Annotated in this window: 22 protein-coding genes; 16 read left to right on the top strand and 6 right to left on the bottom strand. The window is 70.2% G+C overall.

The genetic code is table 11. From position 1 onward, the window contains the following. The first annotated feature begins 46 nt into the window (after positions 1–46). On the top strand, positions 47–982 hold the full coding sequence (accD, locus tag KIP89_RS09755) for an acetyl-CoA carboxylase, carboxyltransferase subunit beta (protein WP_213755166.1): 936 nt from the start codon (positions 47–49) through the stop codon (positions 980–982). Between the two features lie 10 nt (positions 983–992). After that, entirely contained in the window at positions 993–2,333 is a 1,341-nt protein-coding gene (locus KIP89_RS09750) for a bifunctional folylpolyglutamate synthase/dihydrofolate synthase (protein WP_213755165.1), read from the top strand. Between the two features lie 146 nt (positions 2,334–2,479). Here KIP89_RS09750 and infC read toward each other — a convergent pair whose 3' ends face one another. Then, on the bottom strand, positions 2,480–3,004 hold the full coding sequence (infC, locus tag KIP89_RS09745) for a translation initiation factor IF-3 (protein ID WP_213755480.1): 525 nt from the start codon (positions 3,002–3,004) through the stop codon (positions 2,480–2,482). A gap of 326 nt (positions 3,005–3,330) precedes the next feature. Between infC and KIP89_RS09740 the strand changes: the two genes are divergently transcribed. Next, positions 3,331–4,164 carry an alpha/beta hydrolase gene (locus KIP89_RS09740; RefSeq protein WP_213755164.1) on the top strand — a complete coding sequence of 278 codons (834 nt, stop codon included), beginning with the start codon at positions 3,331–3,333 and terminating at the stop codon, positions 4,162–4,164. Between the two features lie 29 nt (positions 4,165–4,193). On the opposite strand, the gene rsmD is transcribed toward KIP89_RS09740, so the two are convergent. Together rsmD and KIP89_RS09730 are read right to left on the bottom strand one after the other, a co-directional pair. Further along, positions 4,194–4,751 carry a 16S rRNA (guanine(966)-N(2))-methyltransferase RsmD gene (gene rsmD / locus KIP89_RS09735; protein ID WP_213755163.1) on the bottom strand — a complete coding sequence of 186 codons (558 nt, stop codon included), beginning with the start codon at positions 4,749–4,751 and terminating at the stop codon, positions 4,194–4,196. Between the two features lie 19 nt (positions 4,752–4,770). Further along, positions 4,771–6,966, bottom strand: coding sequence for a pseudouridine synthase (locus tag KIP89_RS09730; protein ID WP_213755162.1), 2,196 nt, complete (start codon positions 6,964–6,966; stop codon positions 4,771–4,773). Between the two features lie 154 nt (positions 6,967–7,120). Here KIP89_RS09730 and KIP89_RS09725 point away from each other — a divergent pair, with 154 nt between their 5' ends. After that, entirely contained in the window at positions 7,121–7,549 is a 429-nt protein-coding gene (locus KIP89_RS09725; RefSeq protein WP_213755161.1) for a nucleoside deaminase, read from the top strand. A gap of 23 nt (positions 7,550–7,572) precedes the next feature. On the opposite strand, the gene KIP89_RS09720 is transcribed toward KIP89_RS09725, so the two are convergent. Beyond that, entirely contained in the window at positions 7,573–8,595 is a 1,023-nt protein-coding gene (locus KIP89_RS09720) for a polyprenyl synthetase family protein (RefSeq protein WP_213755160.1), read from the bottom strand. Positions 8,596–8,812: 217 nt separating this feature from the next. Between KIP89_RS09720 and KIP89_RS09715 the strand changes: the two genes are divergently transcribed. The 8 genes from KIP89_RS09715 to KIP89_RS09680 all read left to right on the top strand — a co-directional run bounded on the left by KIP89_RS09715 (position 8,813) and on the right by KIP89_RS09680 (position 16,914). Next, positions 8,813–9,037, top strand: coding sequence for a putative signal transducing protein (locus KIP89_RS09715; RefSeq protein ID WP_213755159.1), 225 nt, complete (start codon positions 8,813–8,815; stop codon positions 9,035–9,037). Positions 9,038–9,039: 2 nt separating this feature from the next. Then, positions 9,040–9,825 carry a tRNA1(Val) (adenine(37)-N6)-methyltransferase gene (locus KIP89_RS09710; RefSeq protein WP_369807095.1) on the top strand — a complete coding sequence of 262 codons (786 nt, stop codon included), beginning with the start codon at positions 9,040–9,042 and terminating at the stop codon, positions 9,823–9,825. Between the two features lie 90 nt (positions 9,826–9,915). Next, positions 9,916–10,824, top strand: a complete 909-nt coding sequence (locus tag KIP89_RS09705; RefSeq protein ID WP_213755478.1) for a S49 family peptidase — start codon at positions 9,916–9,918, stop codon at positions 10,822–10,824. 23 nt (positions 10,825–10,847) lie between these two features. Next, positions 10,848–11,039, top strand: a complete 192-nt coding sequence (locus KIP89_RS09700) for a hypothetical protein (RefSeq protein ID WP_213755158.1) — start codon at positions 10,848–10,850, stop codon at positions 11,037–11,039. Between the two features lie 173 nt (positions 11,040–11,212). Further along, complete coding sequence (locus tag KIP89_RS09695; RefSeq protein ID WP_250152297.1) at positions 11,213–12,391, top strand: efflux RND transporter periplasmic adaptor subunit; 1,179 nt, start codon at positions 11,213–11,215, stop codon at positions 12,389–12,391. A gap of 9 nt (positions 12,392–12,400) precedes the next feature. Then, a complete protein-coding gene (locus tag KIP89_RS09690) occupies positions 12,401–14,413 on the top strand; it encodes a MacB family efflux pump subunit (protein ID WP_213755156.1) in 2,013 nt (670 codons plus the stop codon). Between the two features lie 225 nt (positions 14,414–14,638). Beyond that, complete coding sequence (gene purD / locus KIP89_RS09685) at positions 14,639–15,910, top strand: phosphoribosylamine--glycine ligase (RefSeq protein ID WP_213755155.1); 1,272 nt, start codon at positions 14,639–14,641, stop codon at positions 15,908–15,910. 56 nt (positions 15,911–15,966) lie between these two features. Then, positions 15,967–16,914 (top strand): patatin-like phospholipase family protein, encoded by a 948-nt coding sequence (locus KIP89_RS09680; protein ID WP_213755154.1) that lies wholly within the window; start codon positions 15,967–15,969, stop codon positions 16,912–16,914. A gap of 16 nt (positions 16,915–16,930) precedes the next feature. Here KIP89_RS09680 and KIP89_RS09675 read toward each other — a convergent pair whose 3' ends face one another. Both KIP89_RS09675 and KIP89_RS09670 read right to left on the bottom strand, forming a co-directional pair. Next, positions 16,931–17,254 carry a YnfA family protein gene (locus tag KIP89_RS09675; protein WP_213755153.1) on the bottom strand — a complete coding sequence of 108 codons (324 nt, stop codon included), beginning with the start codon at positions 17,252–17,254 and terminating at the stop codon, positions 16,931–16,933. 11 nt (positions 17,255–17,265) lie between these two features. Next, positions 17,266–18,165 (bottom strand): 4-(cytidine 5'-diphospho)-2-C-methyl-D-erythritol kinase, encoded by a 900-nt coding sequence (locus tag KIP89_RS09670; RefSeq protein WP_213755152.1) that lies wholly within the window; start codon positions 18,163–18,165, stop codon positions 17,266–17,268. Positions 18,166–18,380: 215 nt separating this feature from the next. Between KIP89_RS09670 and rimP the strand changes: the two genes are divergently transcribed. The 4 genes from rimP to infB all read left to right on the top strand — a co-directional run bounded on the left by rimP (position 18,381) and on the right by infB (position 24,455). After that, positions 18,381–19,241, top strand: a complete 861-nt coding sequence (gene rimP / locus KIP89_RS09665) for a ribosome maturation factor RimP (protein WP_213755151.1) — start codon at positions 18,381–18,383, stop codon at positions 19,239–19,241. Then, positions 19,241–20,845 carry a transcription termination factor NusA gene (gene nusA / locus KIP89_RS09660; protein ID WP_213755150.1) on the top strand — a complete coding sequence of 535 codons (1,605 nt, stop codon included), beginning with the start codon at positions 19,241–19,243 and terminating at the stop codon, positions 20,843–20,845. Before rimP ends, nusA begins: the two co-directional genes overlap by 1 nt. Positions 20,846–20,852: 7 nt before the next feature. Beyond that, positions 20,853–21,647, top strand: coding sequence for an RNA-binding protein (locus KIP89_RS09655; RefSeq protein WP_250152296.1), 795 nt, complete (start codon positions 20,853–20,855; stop codon positions 21,645–21,647). A 66-nt stretch (positions 21,648–21,713) separates the two neighbouring features. Next, complete coding sequence (gene infB, locus KIP89_RS09650) at positions 21,714–24,455, top strand: translation initiation factor IF-2 (protein WP_213755149.1); 2,742 nt, start codon at positions 21,714–21,716, stop codon at positions 24,453–24,455. Positions 24,456–24,565 lie beyond the last annotated feature (110 nt).

Here is a 24,565-nt window from a genome sequence, read left to right as displayed (position 1 = left end):
GCGGCCGTCTTGCGCGGCCGCCGTCCCACCGTCCGGAGCCACGCCGTTGAACTGGATCTCGAACGTCGTCCGCCCGAAGCTGAACAGCTTCCTCAATCGCCGCGAGGTGCCGGAGAATCTCTGGGTGAAGTGCCCCGAGACCGGGCAGATGGTGTTCCACAAGGATTTGGAGGCCAATCTCCACGTCATTCCCGGCTCCAACTACCATATGCGCATGGACCCGCTGGCGCGGCTCCGCTCGGTGTTCGACGGCGGCAAATGGTACGACATCGCCCTGCCGCAGGTGGTTGCCGACCCGCTGAAGTTCCGCGACGAGAAGCGTTATGTCGACCGTCTCAAGGACGCCCGCACCAAGACCGGCGCACAGGATGCGGTGAAGGTCGGCTATGGCAAGCTCGAAGGCTTGCCCGTCACCATCGCCGTGCAGGATTTCGGCTTCATGGGCGGTTCGCTCGGCATGGCGGCGGGCGAGGCCATCGTGACGGGCCTTGAGACCGCAGCCTCGCGCGGCACGCCCTTCATCATGTTCGCCTCGTCCGGCGGGGCGCGCATGCAGGAGGGCATCCTCTCGCTGATGCAGATGCCGCGCACCACCTGCGCCATCCAGGAACTGCGCGAGGCCAAGCTCCCCTACATCGTGGTGCTGACCAACCCGACCACCGGTGGCGTCACTGCCTCCTATGCCATGCTGGGCGACATCCAGATCGCCGAGCCGGGCGCGCTGATCGGCTTTGCCGGCCCGCGCGTCATCGAGCAGACGATCCGCGAGAAGCTGCCCGAGGGCTTCCAGCGCGCCGAATATCTGCGCGACCACGGCATGATCGACCTCGTCGTGCACCGCCACGAGATGCGCGCCACGCTCGGCCGGCTGTGCCGCCTGCTGATGCGCGCACCCGCGCCCGCCCAGCCGGTTGAAACGGCTCCCACCGAGCCGGCCCCCGCCGCGCCCGAGACGCCGGCCCTGCCGTCGCCGGCCGCCTGAGGCTCGTGCCATGTCCGCCGCGCCTGCTGCTCTCCCTCCGGTCGAGGATATCTTCGCGCGGCTGCTGGCGCTGCACCCCAAGCTGATCGACCTCTCGCTGGAGCGCATGCAGCGGGTGCTGGAGCGGCTCGGCCATCCCGAGCGGCGCCTGCCGCCGGTGATCCATGTCGCCGGCACCAATGGCAAGGGTTCCACCGTCGCCTTCATGCGCGCCGTGCTGGAGGCCGCCGGCAAGCGCGTGCATGTCTATACCTCGCCCCATCTGGTGCGCTTCAACGAGCGCATCCGCCTCGCCGGCACGCTGGTCGACGACGCGACGCTGACCGAGGCGCTCAGCCGGGCCGAGGCGGCCAATGAGGGGGCGCCGATCACCTTCTTCGAGATCACCACGGCGGCGGCGCTGCTGCTGTTCGCCGAGGTGCCGGCGGATGTGTTGCTGCTGGAGGTCGGGCTCGGCGGGCGGCTCGACGCCACCAATGTGATCGAGGCGCCGCTGGTCAGCGTCATCACGCCGGTTTCGATCGACCATGTCGATTTCCTCGGCGAGACGGTGGCCGCCATTGCCGGCGAGAAGGCCGGCATATTGAAGCGCGGCGTGCCGGCGGTGATCGCCCGGCAGCCGGCGGAGGCGCTCAAGGTCATCGAGCGGCAGGCCGCGCGGCTGGCCGTGAAGCTGGCGGTGATGGGCGAGCATTTCCAGGCCCATGAGGAATCCGGCCGGCTCGTGGTGGCCGATGAGGACGGGCTGCTCGATCTGCCGCGCCCGCGCCTGGTCGGCCCGCACCAGATCGGCAATGCCGGCCTTGCCGTCGAGGCGCTGCGCGTGGCCGGGCAGCGCGATCCCGCCTTGCGCCTGCCGCCCGCCGCCTTCGAGGAGGGGATGCGCCAGGCGAGCTGGCCGGCGCGGCTGCAGCGCCTGGGGCCGGGGCCGCTGACCCAGCGGGCGCCGGCCGGCGTCGATATCTGGCTTGATGGCGGTCACAATGCCGCCGGCGGGCAGGCGCTCGCCGCCGCGCTGGCCGATCTGGAGGATCGCGTGTCGCGGCCTCTGGTGCTGATTGTCGGTATGCTGGGAACGAAGGATTCCGGCACCTTCCTTGCGCCCTTCGCGGGGCTGGCGCGGGAGGTGATCGCCGTGCCGGTGCCGGGCGAGCACAAGGGCCAGCCGCCCGAAGCGGTGGCCGCGGCCGCCGCAGTGCATGGCATCAGCGCCTCGACCGCGCCGAGTGTGGCGGCGGCGCTGGAAGGGCTCGCGACATTTCCGGTGGCGCCGGCGCCGCGCGTGCTGATCGCCGGCTCGCTCTATCTCGCCGGGGCGGTGCTGGGCGAGAATGGCAGCCTGCCGGACTGACGCGCCGCCAAGGGGGCGTCAGTTGGGGCCGTCAGTGGGGCCGTGATCTTCGCCGCCCCACCTGTCGCGGGGCAGCCAACAGCAATATCCCGGACCCGGCCTCGCGGCCGTTCCGGGACAGTCTGCCCAAGCTGGGCCGGCTCCGCTCAGCGCGGGGCCAGCACCATGATCATCTGCCGGCCTTCCAGCGAGGGCTCCGCTTCGACCTTGGCGATCGGCGCGAGTTCTTCCTTCACCTTGTTCAGCAGCTTGTAGCCGAGTTCCTGATGCGCCATCTCGCGGCCGCGGAAGCGCAGGGTGATCTTCACCTTGTCGCCTTCCTCGAAGAAGCGGTGGATGGCCTTCATCTTCACCTCATAGTCGTGGGTGTCGATGCCGGGACGCAGCTTGATTTCCTTGATCTCAACGATGTGCTGCTTCTTGCGCGCCTCGTTGGCCTTCTTCTGGTTTTGATACTTGAAGCGGCCGTAATCGAGGATCTTGCAAACCGGCGGCACGGAGTTCGGCGCGATCTCGACCAGATCGAGGCCGGCTTCCTGCGCACGCAGAATGGCATCCCGAGTCTGAATGACGCCGAGATTAAGCCCATCCTGATCGATGAGCTGCACTTCGCGGATCCGGATGTCTTCGTTGACGCGCGGACCGTCCTTTTCCGGCGCGACGGGTCTCATGGGGCGACGAATGGCGGTTTTCTCCTCTGCCATTTCAGAAAATCCGTTTCGACGCGCCGCGAGTTCTTGCCGGCCGGCTCGTTTCTGCGCGCGTAAAACGGTCGCAGAAGATCGTGACAAACCCGACAGAAGTCAACGGTATGACGAAACGGAAAATGCGCTGCGCCGCACATAAGGGCAAAGATAAGCCCAACGGCCCTTGCACGCGGGCGACGCACCTGTAGGGGAATGTGGCGTGGCCGGCGTGAATCGCAAGTCGCCCGCCCGCGCCTGCGCGCCACGCACCCCGCGGCGTGCCGAGCCGCCTGCCGAGAGGACTGCCAGCCATGACCGAGATCGCCAAGACCGCGACCACAAAGACCGCGACCACAAAGCCCGATGCCGTGACTCTGGCGGCGCCGGAGTTTCTCTCGGTCGGCAGCGATGCCCGCCGCATCGCCCTGCGCCGCACGCCCGGCAGGGCGACCGATGAGGCGCCGGGGGTGCTGTGGTGCGGGGGGTATCTGTCCGACATGCGCGGCACCAAGGCGGAGCGGCTGGCGCAGTGGGGCGCGGCGAGCGGCCGGCCGGTGGTGCGTTTCGACTATTCCGGCCATGGCGAATCCGAGGGCGCCTTCATCGACGGCACGATCTCGCGCTGGGCGCAGGAGGCGCTCGCCGTGTTCGACAGTGAAACCGAAGGCCCGCAGGTGGTTGTCGGTTCCTCGATGGGTGGCTGGATCGCGCTGCTGCTGGCGCGGGCGCTGGCCGCGCGGGGCGACAGCGCGCGCCTTGCCGGGCTGGTGTTGATCGCCCCGGCACCGGACTTTTCCGAGGAGCTGATGTGGAAGGTGATGACGCCCGAAATCCGCGCCGAGATCGAGGAAAAGGGCGTGTGGTACCGCGCCTCCGATTATGGCGAGCCCACCCCGATCACCCGCGCCTTCATCGAGGACGGGCGGCGCAATCTCGTGCTGGGCGCCCCCTTTGCGGTCGGCTGCCCGGTGCGCATCCTTCAGGGCGTCGCCGACGAGGTGGTGCCGTGGCAGCACGCGATGAAGCTGGTCACGTGCCTGGCCGAGGACGATGTGGTGATCACGCTGGTGAAGGATGGCGACCACCGCCTCTCCCGCGAGGAAGACATTGCCCGCATCATCGAGGCGGTGGCGGCGGTGGGCTGAACCCCGCCACCGGGTCCCGCCATGCAGGGTCACGCAGCCGCGCGCAGAAAAATCAGTTCGCTGGTGTCGTAGCGCCGGCGCTCCAGCTCCTCGAAGCCATCCGGCGCGGCGAAGGCGGCCTCGACCGATTCCTCGACGATCACCAGCGCGTCCGGCGCCAGCCAGCGGCCCGCGCGGGCGCACTCCAGCGCCGCCACCGCGAGGCCCTTTCCATAGGGCGGGTCGCAGAAGACCAGATCGAAGGCATCATTGGCGAGGGCGGCGCCGAGCTTGGTGGCGTCGCGGCGGAAGATGCGGGTGATGCCGTCGAGGCCCAGAGCCTCGATATTGGCGCGGATCAGGCCGCGCGGCTCGGCCGCCTCCTCGACGAAGACGGCGAAGGCCGCCCCGCGCGAAAGCGCCTCCAGTCCCAGCGCGCCGGTGCCGGCGAACAGGTCGAGCACGCGCGCGCCCTCGGCCGGGTCGCCATAGGCATGGGCAAGCACGTTGAACAACGCCTCACGCAGCCGATCCGAGGTCGGCCGCGTGGCGTTGGTGGAGGGGCCGCGCAGGGTGCGGCCCTTGAAGCGCCCGCCGACGATGCGCACGGTTCACACGCTCCGCGGATCAGCCACGCGGCGGCCGGCCGGGACGCCCGCCGGGCTTGCCACCGGACGGCTTGCCGCCCGAAGGCCGGTCACCGGAAGGTCTGCCGCCCGAAGGCTTGCCGCCCGAACGGGGCGCGCCGGGCTTGCCGCCGAACGACTTACCACCCGGCCTGTCGCCGAACGATTTGCCGGCGGGCCGCCCGCCGGAGGGGCGCTCGCCGCGCGGCGCATCGCCGGTGCGCGGGCCGGAGCGGTCGCCGAACGACTTGCCACCCGGCTTACCGCCAAACGACTTACCGCCAAACGATTTGCCCGGCCTGTCATCGCCCGGCTTGCCGCCAAACGACCGTCCGCCCGACGGCTTGTCGCCGAAGGAACGCCCGCCCGGCTTGTCGGCGAAATTCTTGGCGCCATAGGCGCGCTTCTCGCCGCCGTCCCGGTTGCCGAACGACCGGCCACCTTCCGGACGCTCGCGGCGGGCAGGGCGCTCGCCCTCGTCCCGGCGCGGCCGGTCATCACCGCGCGGAGCATCGCCCATCTCGGCGACGCGCGGACGGCGGGTGCGGTTCTGCTCGGACTTCACCCGCCCGCTGAACGGCCGGTCATTATCCGCGCCGCGATAGGGGCGCCCCCCCTCGGGACGCGGAGCGCGTTCGCGGAACGGACGGTCGCCCTCGGGGCGCGGAGCACGCTCACGGAACGGACGGTCGCCTTCGGGACGCGGGGCGCGCTCGCGGAACGGACGATCGCCCTCGGCGCGCGGGGGCCGCTCGCGGAACGGACGATCGCCCTCGGCGCGCGGGGGCCGCTCGCGGAACGGACGGTCGCCTTCGGGACGCGGGGCGCGCTCGCGGAACGGACGATCGCCCTCGGCGCGCGGGGTGCGCTCACGGAACGGACGGTCGCCCTCGGGACGCGGGGCGCGCTCGCGGAACGGACGGTCACCCTCCGGGCGCGCGGGACGGTCCTCGTCGCTGCGGACGGGACGGTCGCTGCGGGCGCGGAAGGTGCGTTCGCCGCCCCGCTCGCCGCCGCTCGGTCCATCGCGCTCCTCGCTCGCGCGGGGACGGGAGGGACGCGGCCCGGCGGCCTTGCGGTCGCGGCCGGGACCGCGTGCCTTGTCACGACCCGGTCCACGGGCCGGGCGGCGTTCCTCGCGCTCCGGGCGTTCCTCTTCCACGGCTTCCGGCTCGTTGCTGCGCACGCGCTGCACCAGAACCTTGCGGCCCTTGCGATCGGACAGCATGCCGGTGCTCACGGTCTTGTCGGGCGCCGGCTCGGCGTCGATCGGCTTGCGGCGCGGGCGGTCCTCGGCGCCTTCCACCTTGGCGTAGCGGGCCTTGGAGGGCTTGCGCGGGGCCTCATCCTCGACCGCGTGATCGAACAGCGGCCCGTCGAAATCGGCACCGGCGGCGGCGGAAAGCTCCGGGCCGAGCTGGTCCATCAGGATGCGGGTGCGCACTTCCTCGGCCGCGCCCTGGACGATCTCGCCGAGCTGGAACGGGCCATAGGAGAGGCGGATCAGCCGGTTGACGTCGAGGCCGAGGCTGCCGAGCACATTGCGGACTTCGCGGTTCTTGCCCTCGCGCAGCGCCAAAGTGAGCCACACATTGGCGCCCTGCACGCGGTCCAGCACCGCTTCGATCGGCCCGTAATGCACGCCGTCCACGGTGATGCCGGCGATCAGCGCGTCGAGCTTGTCCTGGGTGATGTCGCCCTTGGCGCGCACCCGGTAGCGGCGCAGCCAGCCGGTTTCCGGCAGCTCCAGCACGCGGGCGAGGCCGCCATCATTGGTGAGCAGGATCAGCCCTTCGGTGTTGAGATCGAGCCGGCCGACCGAGACCAGGCGCGGCAGGCCGCCCGGCAGGATCTCGAACAGGGTCGGGCGTCCCTCGGGGTCGTAATTGGTCGTCACCACGCCCTTGGGCTTGTGGTAGAGGAACAGCCGCGTGCGCTCCTTCTCGGGCAGCGCGACGCCGTCGACGGTGATCTTGTCCTCGGCGGTGACGGTGCGGGCCGGGCTCTCCAGAACCTCGCCATTCACCGCGACGCGCCCGGCGAGGATCCATTCCTCGATTTCGCGGCGCGAACCGAGGCCGGCGCGGGCGACCACCTTGGCGATGCGCTCGGCGTCGCGGGGTTCGGCCGGCGTCAGCGCGCGGGGGGCGCGCGGCACGCGATTCTGTTCCTTGCGGGGCGGGGTATTCTTGGGCATGGGATGCGGGCGTCCGGGCTACGCGCCGGGCGATCAGGGCGCCGGGCGTCTCTAAGCGATATCTGCAATGGGTCGCGGGTGCTAGCACGTCCGGTGCGCAGAGGCGAGCTTTTACGAGAACGGTGCGGGGCAGGTGACGGCAGGATCGAGCTTCATGACGGCGGCGCTGGAGCAGGCCCGGCTGGCCGCGGCGCGCGGCGAAGTGCCGGTCGGCGCGGTGATCGTGCGGGACGGCGCGGTGATCGCGGCCGACGGCAACCGCACGCGCGAGCTGAACGACCCCTCCGCCCATGCCGAGATGCTGGCGATCCGCGCCGCCGCGGCGCGGCTGGGATCGGACCGTCTGCCCGACTGCGATCTCTATGTCACGCTGGAGCCCTGCACCATGTGCGCCGGCGTCATCGCCTGGGCGCGGCTGCGCCGGGTCTATTACGGCGCGGCGGACCCCAAGGGCGGGGCGGTGGAAAGCGGCGTGCGCTTCTTCTCGCAGCCGAGCTGCCATCACCGGCCCGATCTCTATGGCGGGCTGGGCGAGAGCGAGGCGGCCATGCTGCTCAAGGACTTCTTCGCCAGCCGGCGCTGAGTGCCGGCCCGCCGTTGGCGCTCTTAGTGGGCGCGCGAGACGCAGAAGTCGACCACGTCGATCAGCGCGCTGCGGGTCGGACCGGCCGGGAAGATGCCGAGTGCGTCCTTCGCCATGGCGCCGTAATGGCGGGCGCGCTCCACCGTGTCGGCAATGGTCTTGTGCCCGGCCAGCAGCGCGATGGCGCGCTCGAGGTCGCCCTCGGCGATCTCGCCGCGCTCCAGGCAGCGGCGCCAGAAGGCCCGCTCCTCCTCATCGCCGCGCCGGAAGGCGAGCACGATGGGCAGCGTGATCTTGCCCTCGCGGAAATCGTCGCCGACATTCTTGCCGAGATCGGCGCCCGAGCCGCCATAGTCGAGCGCGTCGTCGATCAGCTGGAAGGCGATGCCGAGATTCATGCCGTAGCTGCGGCAGGCGGCCTGTTCCAGCTTGGGCCGGCCGGCGAGGACCGGGCCGACCTCGCAGGCGGCGGCGAACAGTTCGGCGGTCTTGCCGCGAATGACGGCGAGATAGTCGTCCTCGCTGGTCGCGGTGTTCTTGGCAGCGGCGAGCTGGGCCACCTCGCCCTCGGCGATCACCACGGCGGCGGTGGAGAGAATGTCGAGCGCGGTGAGGTTGCCGACCTCGATCATCATGCGGAACGCCTGGCCGAGCAGGAAATCGCCGACCAGAACGCTGGCCTCATTGCCCCACAGCATGCGGGCGGCGAGCTTGCCCCGGCGCATCTCGCTGTCGTCGACCACGTCGTCATGCAGCAGCGTCGCGGTGTGCATGAATTCCACCGAGGCGGCGAGCTTCACATCGCCCTCGCCTTGGTAGCCGCACAGATCGGCGGTCGCCAGCGTCAACATCGGCCGCAGCCGCTTGCCGCCGGAGGAGATGAGGTGTTGCGCCACTTCCGGGATCATCGTCACGTCCGAGCCGGTGCGCGAGAGGATCAGGGCGTTGACCCGCTCCATGTCCGCGCGAACCAGAGTGACGATACCCTCGATGGAGGGCGCGGCCGAGACCTCGGCGACGGGATCGAAAGGCAGGACAACGGCCACGGCATGCTTTCCGGTTGGTCGGTGGGCGGGCACCATATGGAGCGCGGATCGCCGCCGCTGCAAGGGTGCCAGCCCCCACGACAGCGCGCGGGTGCCGCTCGATTGTGGGCGACGGCCCCCTCGCATAGCGTAAATGGCGGAAAGACGGAAATAGTCCCTGTTGCGAAATTGCCGCAACGTTATGCATCGCCGGCTCTTTCCGTGGCATTATATCCTTATGCGTGAACTCTTGCGGACCAATGACATCGTTCTTCTTTCCGCCATCGGGGCGCTGCTCGATGGCGCGGGCATCGTGTATCTGATGCTCGACCAACACATGAGCGTGATGGAAGGCTCCATCGGCCTGCTGCCGCGCCGCCTGCTGGTGGAAGAGGACGCGCTCGACGAGGCCCGCGCCCTGCTGCGCGAGGCCGGGCTGGGCGCCGAACTGCGGACCGAGTGAGCGTGACCCATCCCGATGTCCCGGCGCTGGTCGATGAGGGCGAGGCGCTGACCGATGACGCGCTGCTCGGCGGTCGGCTGAGGCTGCTCCAGCCGGCGCGCGGCCACCGGGCCGGCCATGACGCGCTGCTGCTCGCCGCCAGCGCCCCGGCCGATGCGCACCGCGCGGTCGATCTGGGATCGGGCGTCGGTGCGGCCGGGCTGGCTCTGGCGATCCGCCTTCCCGCCGCCACGGTGACGCTGGTCGAGATCGACCGCGCCACCGCTGAACTTGCCCGCCGCAACGCCGACCGGCAGCAGCCGGACCTGTCGGGCCGCGTTCGCGTGGTGACGGAGGATGTGACCCGCCTCGCCCGCCCCTCCGGTCCCGCTGAACCGGCGGCGCGCGCGGCCGATCTCGTGCTGATGAACCCGCCTTTCAACGATCCGGCGCGTCACCGTGTCTCGCCCCGCGCGCGGCGGGCGCTGGCGCACAGCGTGGCTGATGGTGCGATCGAGCCCTGGCTGCGCGCGGCCGAGCGGCTGCTGGAGGCGGGTGGGCGGCTGGCGCTGATCCACCGGCCGGAGGCGCTGGAGACGCTGCTGGCGGGCCTTTCAGGACGTTTCGGTGCCGTGACGATCCGTCCTGTGCATCCGCGCGCCGAGGCGCCGGCGATCCGCCTGCTGATCGGCGCGGTGAAAGGCCGGCGCACCCCGCCCGCCTTCCTGCCCGGCCTCGTGCTTGCCGGGCCGGACGGGCGCCCGAGTGCCGAGGCGGAACGCCTGCTGCGGCAGGGCGAGGGAATCTAGCTCCAGAGGCACAGGCGCGGTGTTTGCGCCGGCCGCTTGAGCCGGGCGGCTGGGCGCCCTATGTGGATGGACACACCCACGTGGATCACCATGGCCAGCTCCTCCTTTCTCGCCGATCTCCGCCGCCGCCTCGATCCGATCCTGCCCGCGCGGATGCGGGCCGACGCCGCCATCGTGCCGGTGGTGCGGCTCTCCGGCGCCATCGGCATGTCCCGGCCGTTCAATCCGGGCCTGACCTTCGCCGGCATTTCCCGCTCGCTCGACCGCGCCTTCGCGGTCAAGGGCGCGAAGGCGGTGGCGCTGGTGATCAATTCGCCGGGCGGCTCGCCGGTGCAGTCGCATCTGATCTATCGCCGCATCCGCCTGCTGGCGGAGGAGAAGAAGATCCCGGTCATCGCCTTTGTCGAGGATGTCGCCGCGTCCGGCGGCTACATGCTCGCCTGCGCCGCCGACGAGATCGTCGCCGATCCGTTCTCCATCCTCGGCTCGATCGGCGTGGTCAGCGCCGGCTTCGGCTTCGACCGCGTGCTGGACAAGCTCGGCATTGAGCGGCGCGTCTACACCGCCGGCGCCCGCAAGGTGATGCTCGACCCGTTCCAGCCCGAGAAGGCGGAGGATGTCGAGCGGCTCAAGGCGATCCAGCAGGACGTCCATGTCGCCTTCACTGGCCTTGTCCGGCAGCGGCGCGGCGATGTGCTCAACGGCGACGATGAGACGCTGTTCTCCGGCGAGTTCTGGGCGGCGCCGCAGGCGCAGGAACTCGGCCTCGTCGATTCGATCGGCGACCTGCGTTCCTTCCTCAAGGCGCGTTATGGCGACAAGGTGCTCACCCCGCTGATCGAGGCGCGCGGTGGTTTCCTGAGCCGGCGTGTGCCGGGGCTGTCCCATAGCGCGCTCGACGGGCCGGAGGCGGGGCTGGGCAGCGCCGGCGCCGGTTTTGCCGAAACCCTGCTGGCGCGTGCCGAGGAGCGTTCGCTCTGGCAGCGTTACGGCCTGTGACGGGCTGAGACGGAGGACACGCCATGCCCCCCTTTATCGTCCTCGCCCTCGGTGCCCTCGGCGCCGCCGCGCTGGTCAAGCGCCTCGCCAGCGAATCCCGCCGCGTCAATGCCGAGCTGGATGCGCGCCGTGAGGGCGAGGAGGCGCGCGCGGCCGGCCGGAGCACCCTGCGCCGCGATCCGGTAACCGGCGACTATCGTCCGCAGGACCGCTGAGTGCCGCCCGGGCGCCACCCCGACGCCTGACATTTTTTAGAGCGTTTCCAGTTCGATAGGCGCCGCCTATCATTACCGCGAATTCACTTTGTGCGCTGCGGCTTCCGCCTTATCCCGGAACAAGGGGTCAGGCGAGTGGACGGGCGATGCTTCAGAGGTCGGAAGGCGGGTTGATGGCGACGACAGTGGCGGTGCGGCGGCGTCGGCGGTGGCCGTGGATCGTGGCGATCGCCCTGGCCGCGGCCGGCGGCGGCGCCTATTACTACAGCACGCGCGCCGGCTCCGAGGCGGGGCCCGCCTACCAGACGGCGACCGTCGAACTCGGCGATATCGAGACCACCGTCACCGCCATCGCCAAGATGCAACCCAAGACCTATGTCGATGTCGGCACGCAGGTGTCGGGCCAGCTTCGCGTCATCCATCCCGATGTGGGCGCCGTGGTGAAGAAGGGCGAGCTGCTCGCCGAGATCGACCCCACCGTCTACCAGACGCGGGTCAATGGCGACCGCGCCAGCCTCGACAATCTGCGCGCCCAGCTGGCCCAGGCCGAGGCGCAGCTGACCCTCGACCGGCTGCGCAACGACCGCGCGCAGGAACTCTGGTCGAAGCAGGCCGGCAGCCGCGACGCGGCGGAGGCGGCCGAGGCCACCATGCGCATCTCCTACGCCAAGATCGACGCGCTGAAAGCGCAGATCGCCCAGACGCAGGCGACGCTGGAAGGCGATCTCGCCAATCTCGGCTACACCAAGATCTACGCCCCGATGGACGGCACGGTGGTGTCCATCACCGCCCGCGAAGGCTCGACGCTGAATGCCAACCAGAGCGCGCCCATCGTGCTGCGCATCGCCGACCTGCAGACCATGACGGTGACGGCGCAGGTGGCCGAGGGCGACATTCCCCGGATCACGGTCGGCACCCCCGCCTATTTCTCCACGCTCGGCCTGCCGGACCGGCGCTGGGAAGGCGCGGTGCGGCAGATCGAGCCGACCCCGACCATCGTCAACGATGTCGTGCTCTACAATGTGCTGATCGACGTGCCGAACCCCGACCTGACGCTGATGACCGACATGACCGCGCAGGTGTTCTTCCGCCTCGGCGAGGCCAAGGGCGTGCCGCTGGTGCCGACCCCGGCGGTGCGCACCCGGCGCGACGGCACGGCCACGGTGCGGGTGATGACCCCCGCCGGCCCGCAGGAACGGACCATCAGGACCGGCCTGTCCAACCGCTCGCTCACGCAGGTGATCGAGGGCCTCGCGCCCGGCGAGACGGTGGTGACCGGCACCGCGGCGGCTACCGGACGGCCCGGCGGCGCGGGCGGGCCGCGCCCGTCCATGCCGCCGCGCCTCGGCTGAGGGCGCGCCATGGACGATCTCACGCGCGATCTCGGGTCCCGTCTCGACGCATTGCCCGCGCCCGTCGCCTCCCCCGGCACGCCTCCCCGCCCGATCCTCGAACTCACCGATGTGAGCCGCATCTACCCCAATGGGGAAACCGTGGTGCGCGCGCTCGACCGCGTGTCGCTGGCCATCCATCCCGGCGAGTTCGTCGCCATCATGGGCCAGTCCGGTTCGGGCAAGTCGACGCTGATGAACATTGTCGGCTGCCTCGACCGGCCTTCCGCCGGCAGCTACCGGGTGGACGGGGTGGATGTCGCCGGCCTCGACAAGGACCAGCTCGCCGCCCTGCGCTGCTCCACCTTCGGCTTCGTGTTCCAGCGGTACAATCTGCTGCCCACCCTGACGGCGGCGGAGAATGTGGAAATCCCGGCGATCTATGCCGGCACGGCGCAGGAGCGGCGGGAGACCCGCTCGCACCAGCTGCTCGCCCGGCTCGGCCTTGGCGATCGCGCCGGCCATCGGCCGAACCAGCTTTCCGGCGGCCAGCAGCAGCGCGTCTCGATCGCCCGCGCGTTGATGAACGCGGCCCCGGTGATCCTCGCCGACGAGCCGACCGGCGCGCTCGATTCGCGCAGCGGCGAGGACGTGCTGGCCCTGCTCACCGAGCTGAACGCGGAAGGCCACACGGTCATCCTCATCACCCATGATCCCGATGTCGCCGCGCACGCCCGGCGCGTCGTGCGCTTCCAGGACGGGCGCATCGTCTCGGACGAACGGCATGAGCCCGAACCCGACCGGGCGCCGCTGCCGGCGAGCCGGGGCAATGGGGCTGGGGGCTTTGCCCGCTTCCTTCCCGATCTCGCCGAGGCGGTGCGCATGGCCTTCGCCTCGATGGGGTCGAATGTGTTCCGCACCGCGCTGACCCTGCTCGGCATCGTCATCGGCGTCGCCTCGGTCATCACCATGCTGGCGGTCGGCGATGGCGGCAAGCAGAGCGTGATGGAGCGCATCTCGCAGATCGGCACCAACCTGCTGATCGTGCGGCCCGGCGCCGCCGGCATCCGCTCCAGCGGCGACAATGCGACCCTGCTGCCGGAGGATTCCGATGCGCTGAAGGTCATACCGGGCATCAGCGCGGTCGCGCCGGAGCGGACCGGGCGCTACACGATGCGCTTCGGCTCGGCGGATTATTACACCTCCATAACCGCCACCAGCGCGGATTATCTCGCCGCCCGCGACTGGTCGCTGGCGCGCGGTGTGATGTTCACCCCCGCCGATGTGCGCACCTACGCCCCGGTGATCGTGCTCGGCGAGACGGTGGTGAACAATCTGTTCGGCGAGGACGACCCGCTCGGGCGCTACGTGCTGGTGAAGAACGTGCCCTATGAGGTGATCGGCGTGCTCGCCCCGCGCGGCGCCAACGCCTTCGGCCAGGACCAGGACGACGTGGCGCTGGTCCCGGTCTCCACCGGTTTCGTGCGCGTCTTCGGCCGGCGCTTCGTCAATTCGATCACGGTGAAGGTCGAGAACGCCGGGGACATTCCCCGCGTCGAGCAGGACATCACCCGCATCATCACCGAGCGCCACCAGTCGGAGGATTTCCAGGTGCGCAACACCGCGCAGTTCCTGGAAACGGCGATGGAGACGCAGAACACGCTGACGCTGGTGCTGGGCTGCGTCGCCGCCATCTCGCTGCTGGTGGCGGGCATCGGCGTGATGAACATCATGCTGGTGAGCGTGACCGAGCGCACCCGCGAGATCGGCATCCGCATGGCCACCGGGGCGCGCATGAGCAACATCATGCTGCAGTTCAACACCGAGGCACTGGTGGTGTGCGGCGTCGGCGGCGCGGTGGGCGTGGGCCTCGGCGTCGGCGTGGCGCTGCTGCTGGAATATCTCGGCGTGACCATCGTGCTGTCGCTGCTGCCGGCGCTGCTCGCCTTCGGCTGCGCCTTCCTCACCGGGCTGATCTTCGGCTACCTGCCGGCCCGCAAGGCCGCCGGCATGGACCCGGTGGTGGCGCTGGCCTACGAGTAGGGCCGCGCCGGGTATCCTTCGAGCTCGGGCTGCGCCCGAGCACCTCAGGATGACGGCACACGGGGACGGCTCGACGGCCGTCATGCTGAGGTGCTGCCCGCCAGGGCAGCCTCGAAGCACGAACAGGTCGGTACCCCGCCGGTGGCCATGCATTGAACAACCCTTGCCCCATCCCGCCCGAACGTTTAGGCGAAGCGCGAGGTCGGGGCGCTGGAGGCTTGCCGCATGAATGTTCTTCTGCTCGGTTCGGGGGGGCGTGAGCACGCCCTCGCCTGGAAACTGGCGCAGAGCCCGCTGCTCGGCCGGCTTTACGCGGTGCCGGGCAATCCGGGCATTGCCGAGCACGCGACCTGCTTCGACGTCCCGCTCGACGACCATGACGCCATCGTCACCCTGTGCGGGGCGCAGAAGATCGATTTCGTGATCGTCGGCCCCGAGGCGCCGCTGGTTGACGGCATCGCCGACCGGCTGATCAGTGAGGGCCTGCCGGTGTTCGGCCCGCGCCGCGTGGCGGCCCAGCTCGAAGGCTCCAAGCTGTTCACCAAGGAATTGTGCAAGGCGCACGGCATCCCGACCGCCGCCTTCGGCCGGTTCACGCAGGTCGAGGCCGCGCGCGCGTTCATCCGCCAGCAGGGCGCGCCCATCGTGCTCAAGGCCGACGGGCTGATGGCCGGCAAGGGCGTCATCGTCGCCATGACCGTCGACGAGGCACTGGACGGCGTCGACGAGGTCTTCGCCATGGGCGGGGAAGGCACCGAGATCCTGATCGAGGAATTCCTCGAAGGCGAGGAGGTTTCCTTCTTCTGCCTGGTCGACGGCGAGACGGTGCTGCCCTTCGGCTCGGCGCAGGACCACAAGCGCGCCTATGATGGCGACCGCGGCCCCAATACCGGCGGCATGGGTGCCTATTCGCCGGCGCCCGTGTTCACCGCCGATATCGAGCGGCGCACCCTGCACGACATCATCCGGCCCACCGCCCGCGCGCTGGCCGATGCGGCGAGCGCCTATCGCGGCGTGCTGTTCGCCGGGCTGATGATCACCCGCGAGGGGCCCAAGCTGATCGAATACAATGTCCGCTTCGGCGACCCGGAATGCCAGGTGCTGATGCTGCGGATGGACAGCGACATCCTACCCCTGCTCCACGCCGTCGCGACGGGGCGGCTGGAGGATCAGCCGGTCCCCTTCAAGCCCGAGGCGGCGATCACCGTGGTGATGGCCGCGCGCGGCTATCCCGGCGCCTATCAGAAAGGCACGCGCATCGCAGGCATCGGCGCCGCCGAACAGGTGCCGGGGGTGAAGGTGTTCCACGCCGGCACGAAGCGGGCGGGGACCGAGCTGGTCGCCAATGGCGGGCGCGTGCTGAACGTCACCGCCATCGGCGCCAATGTCGCCGAGGCGCGCGAGCGGGCCTATGACGCCATCGCCCTGATCGACTGGCCGGACGGGTTCTGCCGTAGCGATATCGCCTGGCGCGCGCTGGGTGGCGAACCTACATAGGGGCGAAGCAGCATCCTTCCTGGATTTGCCGCATGAAGGCGGTATGAGGCGAAGCCATGGACGATCATCCCACCTCCTCGCGCGGCCGGCGCGGCCCGCGCCCGTCCCCGGAACCGCAACCGGTCGGGACGGCCCATCACGGCGTCATCGTCTCCGGCGAGGGGAGCGTGGCGCCGGAGCCGTCCGGGCCGCGCATCGCGGTCGCCCTCGGCTCGGGCGGGGCGCGCGGCCTGGCGCACATTCTCGTGCTGGAGGCGCTGGACGAGCTCGGCATCAAGCCCACCGCCATCGCCGGGGCGTCCATCGGCGCCTTTTTCGGCAGCATCTATGCGGCCGGCATGCCGGCCAGGGAACTGCGCCAACTGGTCGCCCACACGCTGCGCAACCGCGGCGAGGTGATGCGCGCGCTGTTCGCCGCCCGCGTCGGGCGCATAGCCGATCTGTTCGGCGGGCTGGGCAACCCGGTGCTGATCGATGCCGAGCAGGTGGTCGCCACCTTTCTGCCGGACGTCGTGCCGGAGAATTTCGAGGAACTGTCGATCCCGTTCCAGGTGGTGGCGACCGATTATTGGGGCCGTTGCGAGAAAATGTTCGAGCACGGCCCGGTGCGCCCGGCGCTTGCCGCCTCGCTGGCCATTCCCGGCCTGATGCGCCCGGTGCAGCTCGGCGGCCACACGCTGGTCGATGGCGGCGCGGTCAATCCGCTGCCCTTCGACCTCTTGCGCTCCAAGGCCGACATCGTGCTGGCCGTCGACATCACCGGCGGCCATGGCGCCGATACGCGCGGCGTGCCGCAGGCACTGGAGGCGATGTTCGCCACCTTGCAGATCATGGCCAGCTCGATCGTCGGCGAGAAGCTGAAATCCGGCGCGCCGGACATTCTCATCCGGCCCAATGTGCATGATTTCCGGGTGCTCGACTTCTTCCGCGTGGCGGCGATTTTCAAGGCCGCCGAGCCGGCCAAGGACGAGGTGAAGCGCCGGCTGGAAGCCGTGCTGGGCTGAGCGCGCTAAGGGCCACTCAGCCGCGCGGGCCGAACACGATGATCGCCGCGCCGACCAGGCACACCGCCCCGCCCAGTAGGTCCCAGCGGTCGGGCCGGAACCCCTCCACCGCCCAGAGCCAGACCAGCGACGCGGCGACATAGACCCCGCCATAGGCGGCGAAGGCGCGCCCGGCGGCGCTCGTCTCGATCTGGGTGAGCAGCGCCGCGAAGCCGATCAGGCTGAGCACGCCCGGCGCCAGCCAGAGCACGCCTGCCCCCTGCCGCAGTACCGCCCAGAAGGCGAAGCAGCCGGCGATTTCGAGGAGGGCGGCGAGGATGAAGACCACCGAGGAGCGCATGGGTTCGCCTGTCAGCCGAGCACGGTGGATTTGACCCACCAGCCGGGATGGGCGGCGGCGACCATCCGCCCGGCGCGGGCGGCGGCGCGGCAATCATCATAGAGCGCGAACATGGTCGCCCCCGAGCCCGACATGCGCACGAGGTGCGCGCCGGGGGTGGCGGCAAGCGCCGCCTCGACCTGTGCCAGCACCGGTGCCAGCCCGCGCGCGGGGGCCTCCAGATCGTTCGGCTCATCGGCCAGCCAGCCGAGCGCCGCCTGCCGCGTCGCGAAGCCGGGCGGGACGGATTCCGGCCCCCGGATGGGGCCGGGCGGGAGCGACAGCGCGCGGAACACCGCGGCGGTGGCGATCGGCACGCGCGGATTGACCAGCACCGCGCCGAAACGCGGCAGGGCGAGGGGCGTCAGGCTCTCGCCCCGCCCGCCCATCAGGCAGGAACGGCCGAGCAGACAGGCGGGCACATCCGAGCCGGTGGCCAGCGCCGCCGCGAACAGCCGGCCATCCTCCGGCGCGAGGCCGTTGGCGCGGGCCAGCAGCCGCAGCGCCGCCGCCGCGTCCGCCGAGCCGCCGCCAAGGCCGGCGGCGACCGGCAGCCTTTTGTCGAGGGTGAAGCGGCCGAGCATCAGGCCGGTCACGCGGGCGGCGAGTTCGCGCGCGGCGCGCAGCACCAGATTGTCGGCGTCCGCCTCCAGCACCGGCGCGCCCGGTCCGCGCAGGGCGAGCGCCAGATCGGGGCCGGGACGCAGGGTCAGCCGGTCCGCCGCGCCGGCAAAGGCGACCACGCTCGCCAGTTCGTGATAGCCGTCGGGCCGGCGGCCGAGCACCCGCAGCGACAGGTTCACCTTCGCCGGAGCGCGCTCGGTGAGCGCGGGCACGGGATGGATATCGGGCGTTTCAGGGGCATCGGGCATGGCTGCGCTTATGCGATGGCACGCGAGCGCCGGCAAGGCGCCGGCAGTGCGCCGGGTTGACGGGCGGTGCCCTGCGCTTGCATGGGTGGGGCGTTTGGATGTATAAGCACCTCACTCCACATATCTCACAACGACTTCTGGTCGGTTGAGAGTGGGTTCCGCCGCCGGAACCCGCTCTTTTTGCATTGCGGACCTGATGGGTTCGGACAGGACGGATGAGCGAACAGGACATCATCGCCGGGCAGGCGACGGAATCAGTGGCCGGGGCGCCGGAAGGCCGCCTCGACGAGCCGCGTCTCGTGATCGAGACCGGCCCCGCCGCGCGTGTGGCTGGCATTGTCGGGCCGGTGCTTCAGGGTCTCGGCTTCCGGCTGGTCCGGGTCAGGCTGTCCGGCCGCGAGGGCGTGACGCTGCAGATCATGGCGGAGCGGCCCGATGGTAGCTTCGGCATCGAGGAATGCGAGGCGGCCAGCCGCGCCATCTCCCCGGTGCTGGATGTCGAGGACCCGATCTCCGGCGCCTATAATCTGGAAATGTCGTCGCCGGGCATCGACCGGCCGCTGGTGCGCTTCAGCGATTTCGAACGCTGGTCCGGCCATGAGGTCAAGGTCGACATGGCCGTGCCGCTGGAAGGCCGCAAGCGGTTCCGCGGCCTGCTCACCGGGGCGCGCGAGGGCGAGGCGCTGGTGCGCCTGCCCGACGTTCCCGCCGGCACGCCCGACCTCGTCGCCCTGCCCATCGCCGATATCGGCGAGGCCCGCCTCGTCATGACCGAGACGCTGATCCGCGAGGCCCTGCGGCGCGACAAGGCGCTGCGCGAGGGCGCGGGCATCGACGAGGACGAGATCGACACCGCCGATCTCGGCGACACGTCCGACGCGGACGATTCCGAGGACGGCATCGAGACCGAAGGCGACAGCGAGGCCGGTGGCCCCGCGCCCCGTCTGGTGCCGCCGAAGAAGATGCCCGTGCGCGGCAAGCAGAAGGCGAAACCCGCCTTCAAGCCGAAGGGCTCGGCCAAGCCCGGCAAGAAGTCCAACGCCAAACGCAAATCTATTGCGAAGGAGATCCCCTGATGGCCGTGGTCAGCGCAAACCGGCTCGAACTCCTGCAGATCGCCGATGCGGTCGCGCGTGAGAAATCCATCGACCGGGGCATCGTCATCGCCGCCATGGAAGATGCGATCGCCAAGGCGGCCCGCTCGCGCTACGGCGCCGAGACGGACATTCATGCCGAAATCAACCCGCGTACCGGCGAGCTGCGTCTGGCCCGCCATCTGCTGGTGGTCGACCAGGTCGACAATCCGGCGATCGAGATCGATCTGGTCAGCGCCAACCGGCTGAACCCGGCCGCGCAGGTGGGTGATTCGATCGCCGACACGCTGCCGCCCTTCGATTTCGGCCGCATCGCCGCGCAGTCGGCCAAGCAGGTCATCGTGCAGAAGGTGCGCGAGGCCGAGCGCGACCGTCAGTATGACGAGTACAAGGACCGTATCGGCGAGATCACCAATGGCGCGGTCAAGCGCGTCGAATACGGCAATGTGGTCGTCGATCTCGGTCGGGGCGAAGCCTCGCTGCGCCGCGACGAGCTGCTGCCGCGCGAAGTGTTCAAGGTCGGCGACCGCATCCGCGCCTATGTCTATGACGTACGCCGCGAGCCGCGCGGGCCGCAGATCTTCCTCTCGCGCACCCATCCCCAGTTCATGGCCAAGCTGTTCGCGCAGGAAGTGCCGGAGATCTATGACGGCATCGTCGAGATCCGGGCGGTGGCCCGCGATCCCGGCTCGCGCGCCAAGATCGCCGTCACCTCGCGCGATTCCTCGGTCGATCCGGTCGGCGCCTGCGTCGGCATGCGCGGCTCGCGCGTGCAGGCCGTGGTGAACGAGCTGCAGGGCGAGAAGATCGACATCATCCCGTGGTCGCAGGACGTGGCGACCTTCATCGTCAACGCGCTGGCCCCGGCCGAAGTGGTCAAGGTGGTGCTCGACGAGGACAGCGAGCGTATTGAAGTCGTGGTCCCGGATGCCCAGCTAAGCCTGGCGATCGGCCGCCGCGGCCAGAATGTGCGCCTGGCCTCCCAGCTCACCGGCTGGGACATCGACATCATGACCGAGGCGGAAGAGAGCGAGCGCCGGCAGAAGGAATTCGCCGAACGCTCCAAGATCTTCGCCGAGGCGCTCGATCTCGACGAGATGATGGGCCAGCTTCTGGCTTCCGAGGGCTTCGCGACGCTGGAAGAACTGGCCTATGTGCCGCTGAACGAGCTCGCCGGCATCGAAGGCTTCGACGAGGATACGGCGCAGGAACTGCAGAGCCGCGCGCAGAACTATCTGGCGCAGGTGGAAGCCGATTTCGACGCCCGCCGCCGCGAACTGGGTGTGGCGGACGAGCTGCGCACGGTTCCGGGCGTGACCTCGGCCATGCTGGTGGCGTTCGGCGAGAACGACATCAAGACGGTCGAGGATCTGGCCGGCTGCGCCACCGACGATCTGGTCGGCTGGACCGAGCGGCGCGACGGTGAGACCGTGCGCACGCCGGGCGCGCTGGAAGGCTTCGAGGTCTCCCGCGAGGAGGCCGAGGCGATGATCATGCAGGCCCGCGTCAAGGCCGGCTGGATCGAGGAAACCGAACTCGCCACGGCGGGTGAGGAGGACGCGACCGAAGGCGAGCCCGAGGCCTGAGACAGGCTTGAGGCGAGTTTTGGGCACGGCGCAGGCGGGCGCGGAGGCGGAAATGCCGACGGTGGACGACGAGGCCGGACCCGTGGGGCCGGATCCCGCAAGGGCTGCGGGGACCGATCCTGATGCCGAGGCCGATGCCCCGGAGGGGGCGCCGGATGATACCGACGCCGGTCCCGCGGCCGTCCGCCGCGAGACCACACGGCAATGCCTCGCCACCCGCGCTGTGCTGCCGGTGGCGCAGATGCTCCGCTTCGTCGTCGGACCCGACGGCGCGGTGGTGCCCGACCTCGCCGCCCGGCTTCCCGGCCGGGGCGCCTGGGTCGCCGCCAACCGGGGCGCGCTCCGGCAGGCGTTGAAGAAGAAGGCTTTCAGCCGCGCCTTTCGCGGCCAGGGCCGTGCCGAGGAGGGTCTCTGCGAACTCGTGGAGGCGCTGCTCGAAAAGGATGCGCTCGCCGCCCTCGCCCTCGCCAATAAGGCCGGGCAGGTGGTGACGGGCAATTCCAAGGTCGTCGAGGCGCTGCAATCCGCCGCGCCCCGTCCCGGCATGAGGCGGGTGCCCGTCGCGGGGCTGATGCACGCGGCGGACGCGGCGGCCGATGGCATGGCGAAACTCGATGCGCTGGCCCGCCGGGTCGGCGAAGCGGCGGGGCGTGAGATCGTCCGCGTCGTTGCTTTTCCGGGCGCACAATTGGACTTGGCGCTAGGGCGGGCAAATGTGGTACATGCTGCGCTTCTTGCGCATCCGACCAGCGCGGGCTTCCTCGCGCGTGTAACAAGGCTCGAAGGCTGGCGCGCCGAATAAGCCGGCTGACAGACGATAAGTGACGCATTCACGCACGGGGCGGGAGTGCACAGGAACGGATACCGAATGACCGATACGAAGAACCCGGGCGAGAAGACGGTGGGCGTTGGCCAGGGTGCTGGCCAGGGGGGGAAGACCCTCACGCTCAAGCGACCTGTCGAGCAGGGCGTCGTCCGCCAGAGCTTCAGCCATGGACGGTCCAAGTCCGTCGTGGTCGAGAAGGTGAAGCGCCGTGTGCTCGGCCCGGGCGACAAGCCCGAGGCGCCGGCTGCGGCCGCTCCTTCTCCGACCCCGGCGTCGGCCCAGCCGTCCCGTCCCGCTCCGGCTCCGGCTGCCGCTGCCGCCGCGGCTCAGCCGAGCCGTCCGCTGCGCACCCAGCCGCAGCCGAACGCCAACCTCTCGGCGCCGCGTCCGGCGCCGCAGGGTCCGCGTCCGGGCGGCGTGGTGCTGCGCTCGCTGACCGAGGAAGAGGCCCGCGCCCGCACCGCCGCCTTGCAGGACGCCCGCGTCCGCGAGGTCGAGGAGCGCAAGCGCGCCGAGGAAGAAGCCGTCCGCCGCGCCGAGCGCGAGGCGCGTGAGAAGATCGAGCGTGACGCCGCCGAAGCGCGCAAGCGCGAGGAAGAAGCGCGCCGCGCCGCCGATGACGAGGCCAAGCGCAAGTCCGAGGAAGAGGCGCGCAAGCGTTTCGGCGAAAGCCAGCCGGCCCCGGCCGCCGCTTCCGCCCCGGCCGCGCCGCGCGCCGCCCAACCCTCCGCGCCGTCCACGGCGGCCGCTCCCGGCGCTCCCCGCGTCGCGACGCCGCGCGGCCCGATGGATGCCGAGGAAGAAGAGCGTCGTCCGGTTCGCCGTGGTCCCGGTGGCGCGCCCGCGCGTCCGGTCACCCCGCCCAAGCCGACCCGTCCGGCCGGCCCTGAAAAGAGCCGTGGCCGCCTGACCGTGGTCACCGCCCAGTCGGCCGAGGACGAGCGCCAGCGTTCGGTCGCCTCGTTCCGCCGCCGCACCCAGCGCATGAGCGGCCATCGCCATGTCGAGGCGAAGGAAAAGATCGCCCGCGAAGTGACCGTGCCGGAGACGATCTCCATCCAGGAGCTCGCCAACCGCATGGCCGAACGCGCGGTCGACGTGATCCGCCTGCTGATGAAGCAGGGCCAGATGGTCAAGATCACCGACGTGATCGACGCCGACACCGCCCAGCTGATCGCCGAGGAACTCGGCCACACGGTCCGCCGCGTCGCCGAATCCGACGTCGAGGAAGGCCTGTTCGACACCGAGGACACGGCCGAGCATCTCGAGACGCGCCCCCCGGTCGTGACCATCATGGGCCATGTCGACCACGGCAAGACCTCGCTGCTCGACGCGATCCGCAAGGCCAATGTCGTCTCCGGCGAGGCCGGTGGCATCACCCAGCATATCGGTGCCTATCAGGTGACCTCACCGCTCGGCGGCAAGGTCACCTTCATCGACACGCCCGGCCACGCCGCCTTCACGGCGATGCGTGCCCGCGGCGCCAAGGTGACGGACATCGTGGTGCTGGTGGTGGCGGCCGATGACGGCGTGATGCCGCAGACGGTCGAGGCCATCAGCCACGCCCGCGCCGCCAAGGTCCCGCTGATCGTCGCGATCAACAAGATCGACAAGCCGGATGCCAAGCCCGAGCGCGTGCGCACCGAGCTGCTGCAATACGAAGTCCAGGTCGAAAGCCTCGGCGGCGATACGCTCGAAGTCGAGGTGTCGGCCAAGGCCCAGACCAATCTCGACAAGCTGCTGGAGCTGATCACGCTTCAGGCGGAAGTGCTCGACCTCAAGGCGAACCCCAACCGCGACGCGGAAGGTACCGTCATCGAGGCCAAGCTCGATCGTGGTCGTGGCCCGGTGGCCACCGTGCTCGTCCAGCGCGGCACGCTGCATGTCGGCGACATCGTCGTGGCCGGCGCCGAGATGGGCCGCGTGCGCGCCCTGATCGACGACAAGGGCGTCAATGTCACCGGGGCGGGTCCGTCCTTCCCGGTCGAGGTGCTCGGCTTCAACGGCACGCCGGAGGCGGGCGACCGCATCGCCGTGGTCGAAAACGAAGCCCGTGCCCGCGAGATCACCGACTATCGCCAGCGCCAGAAGCGCGAGAAGGCGGCGGCCCGTTCCGCCACCGTCCGCGGCTCGCTGGAGCAGATGATGAGCCAGGCCAAGACGACCGGCCGGAAGGAATTCCCGCTCATCATCAAGGGCGACGTGTCCGGCTCGGTCGAGGCGATCATCTCCTCGCTGGAGAAGCTCGGCACCGACGAGGTGCAGGCCCGCATCATCCACTCCGGCGCCGGTGGCGTGAACGAGAGCGACGTGACGCTGGCCGAGACGGCCGGCGCGGCGATCATCGCGTTCAATGTGCGCGCCAACAAGGAAGCCCGCGACGCGGCCGATCGTGCCGGCATCGAAATCCGCTACTACAACATCATCTACGACCTGGTGGATGACGTGAAGGCGGCGATGGGTGGCCTGCTCGCCCCGATCAACCGCGAGACCATGCTCGGCAACGCGCTGATCAAGGAGATCTTCGGTGTCTCCAAGATCGGCAAGGTCGCCGGCTGCCTGGTCACCGACGGTATCGTCGAGCGCGGCCAGCATGTCCGCCTGATCCGCGACAATGTCGTGATCCACGAAGGCAAGCTCGCCACGCTGAACCGCTTCAAGGATGCGGTGAATGTGGTGCAGTCCGGCCAGGAGTGCGGCATGTCCTTCGAGAACTACCAGGACATGCGCGCGGGCGATGTGATCGAGTGCTACCGCGTCGAGGTCGTGCAGCGCACGCTCTGACGTCACGGCTCCCCGCACGCGGGGAGCCTCCGCGCCTCCCGCGGGGGGCGCGAACATCCACGGGAATGTGCGGTCCAAACCCGCGCGTTCCGGTCGAAGCTGGCTCCGCC

It is taken from the genome of Ancylobacter radicis (assembly GCF_018449475.1).
Taxonomy (GTDB): Bacteria; Pseudomonadota; Alphaproteobacteria; order Rhizobiales; family Xanthobacteraceae; genus Ancylobacter; species Ancylobacter radicis.
The sequence above is the reverse complement of the archived record's forward strand: the minus strand, read 5'-3'. Positions and strand labels throughout refer to the sequence as shown.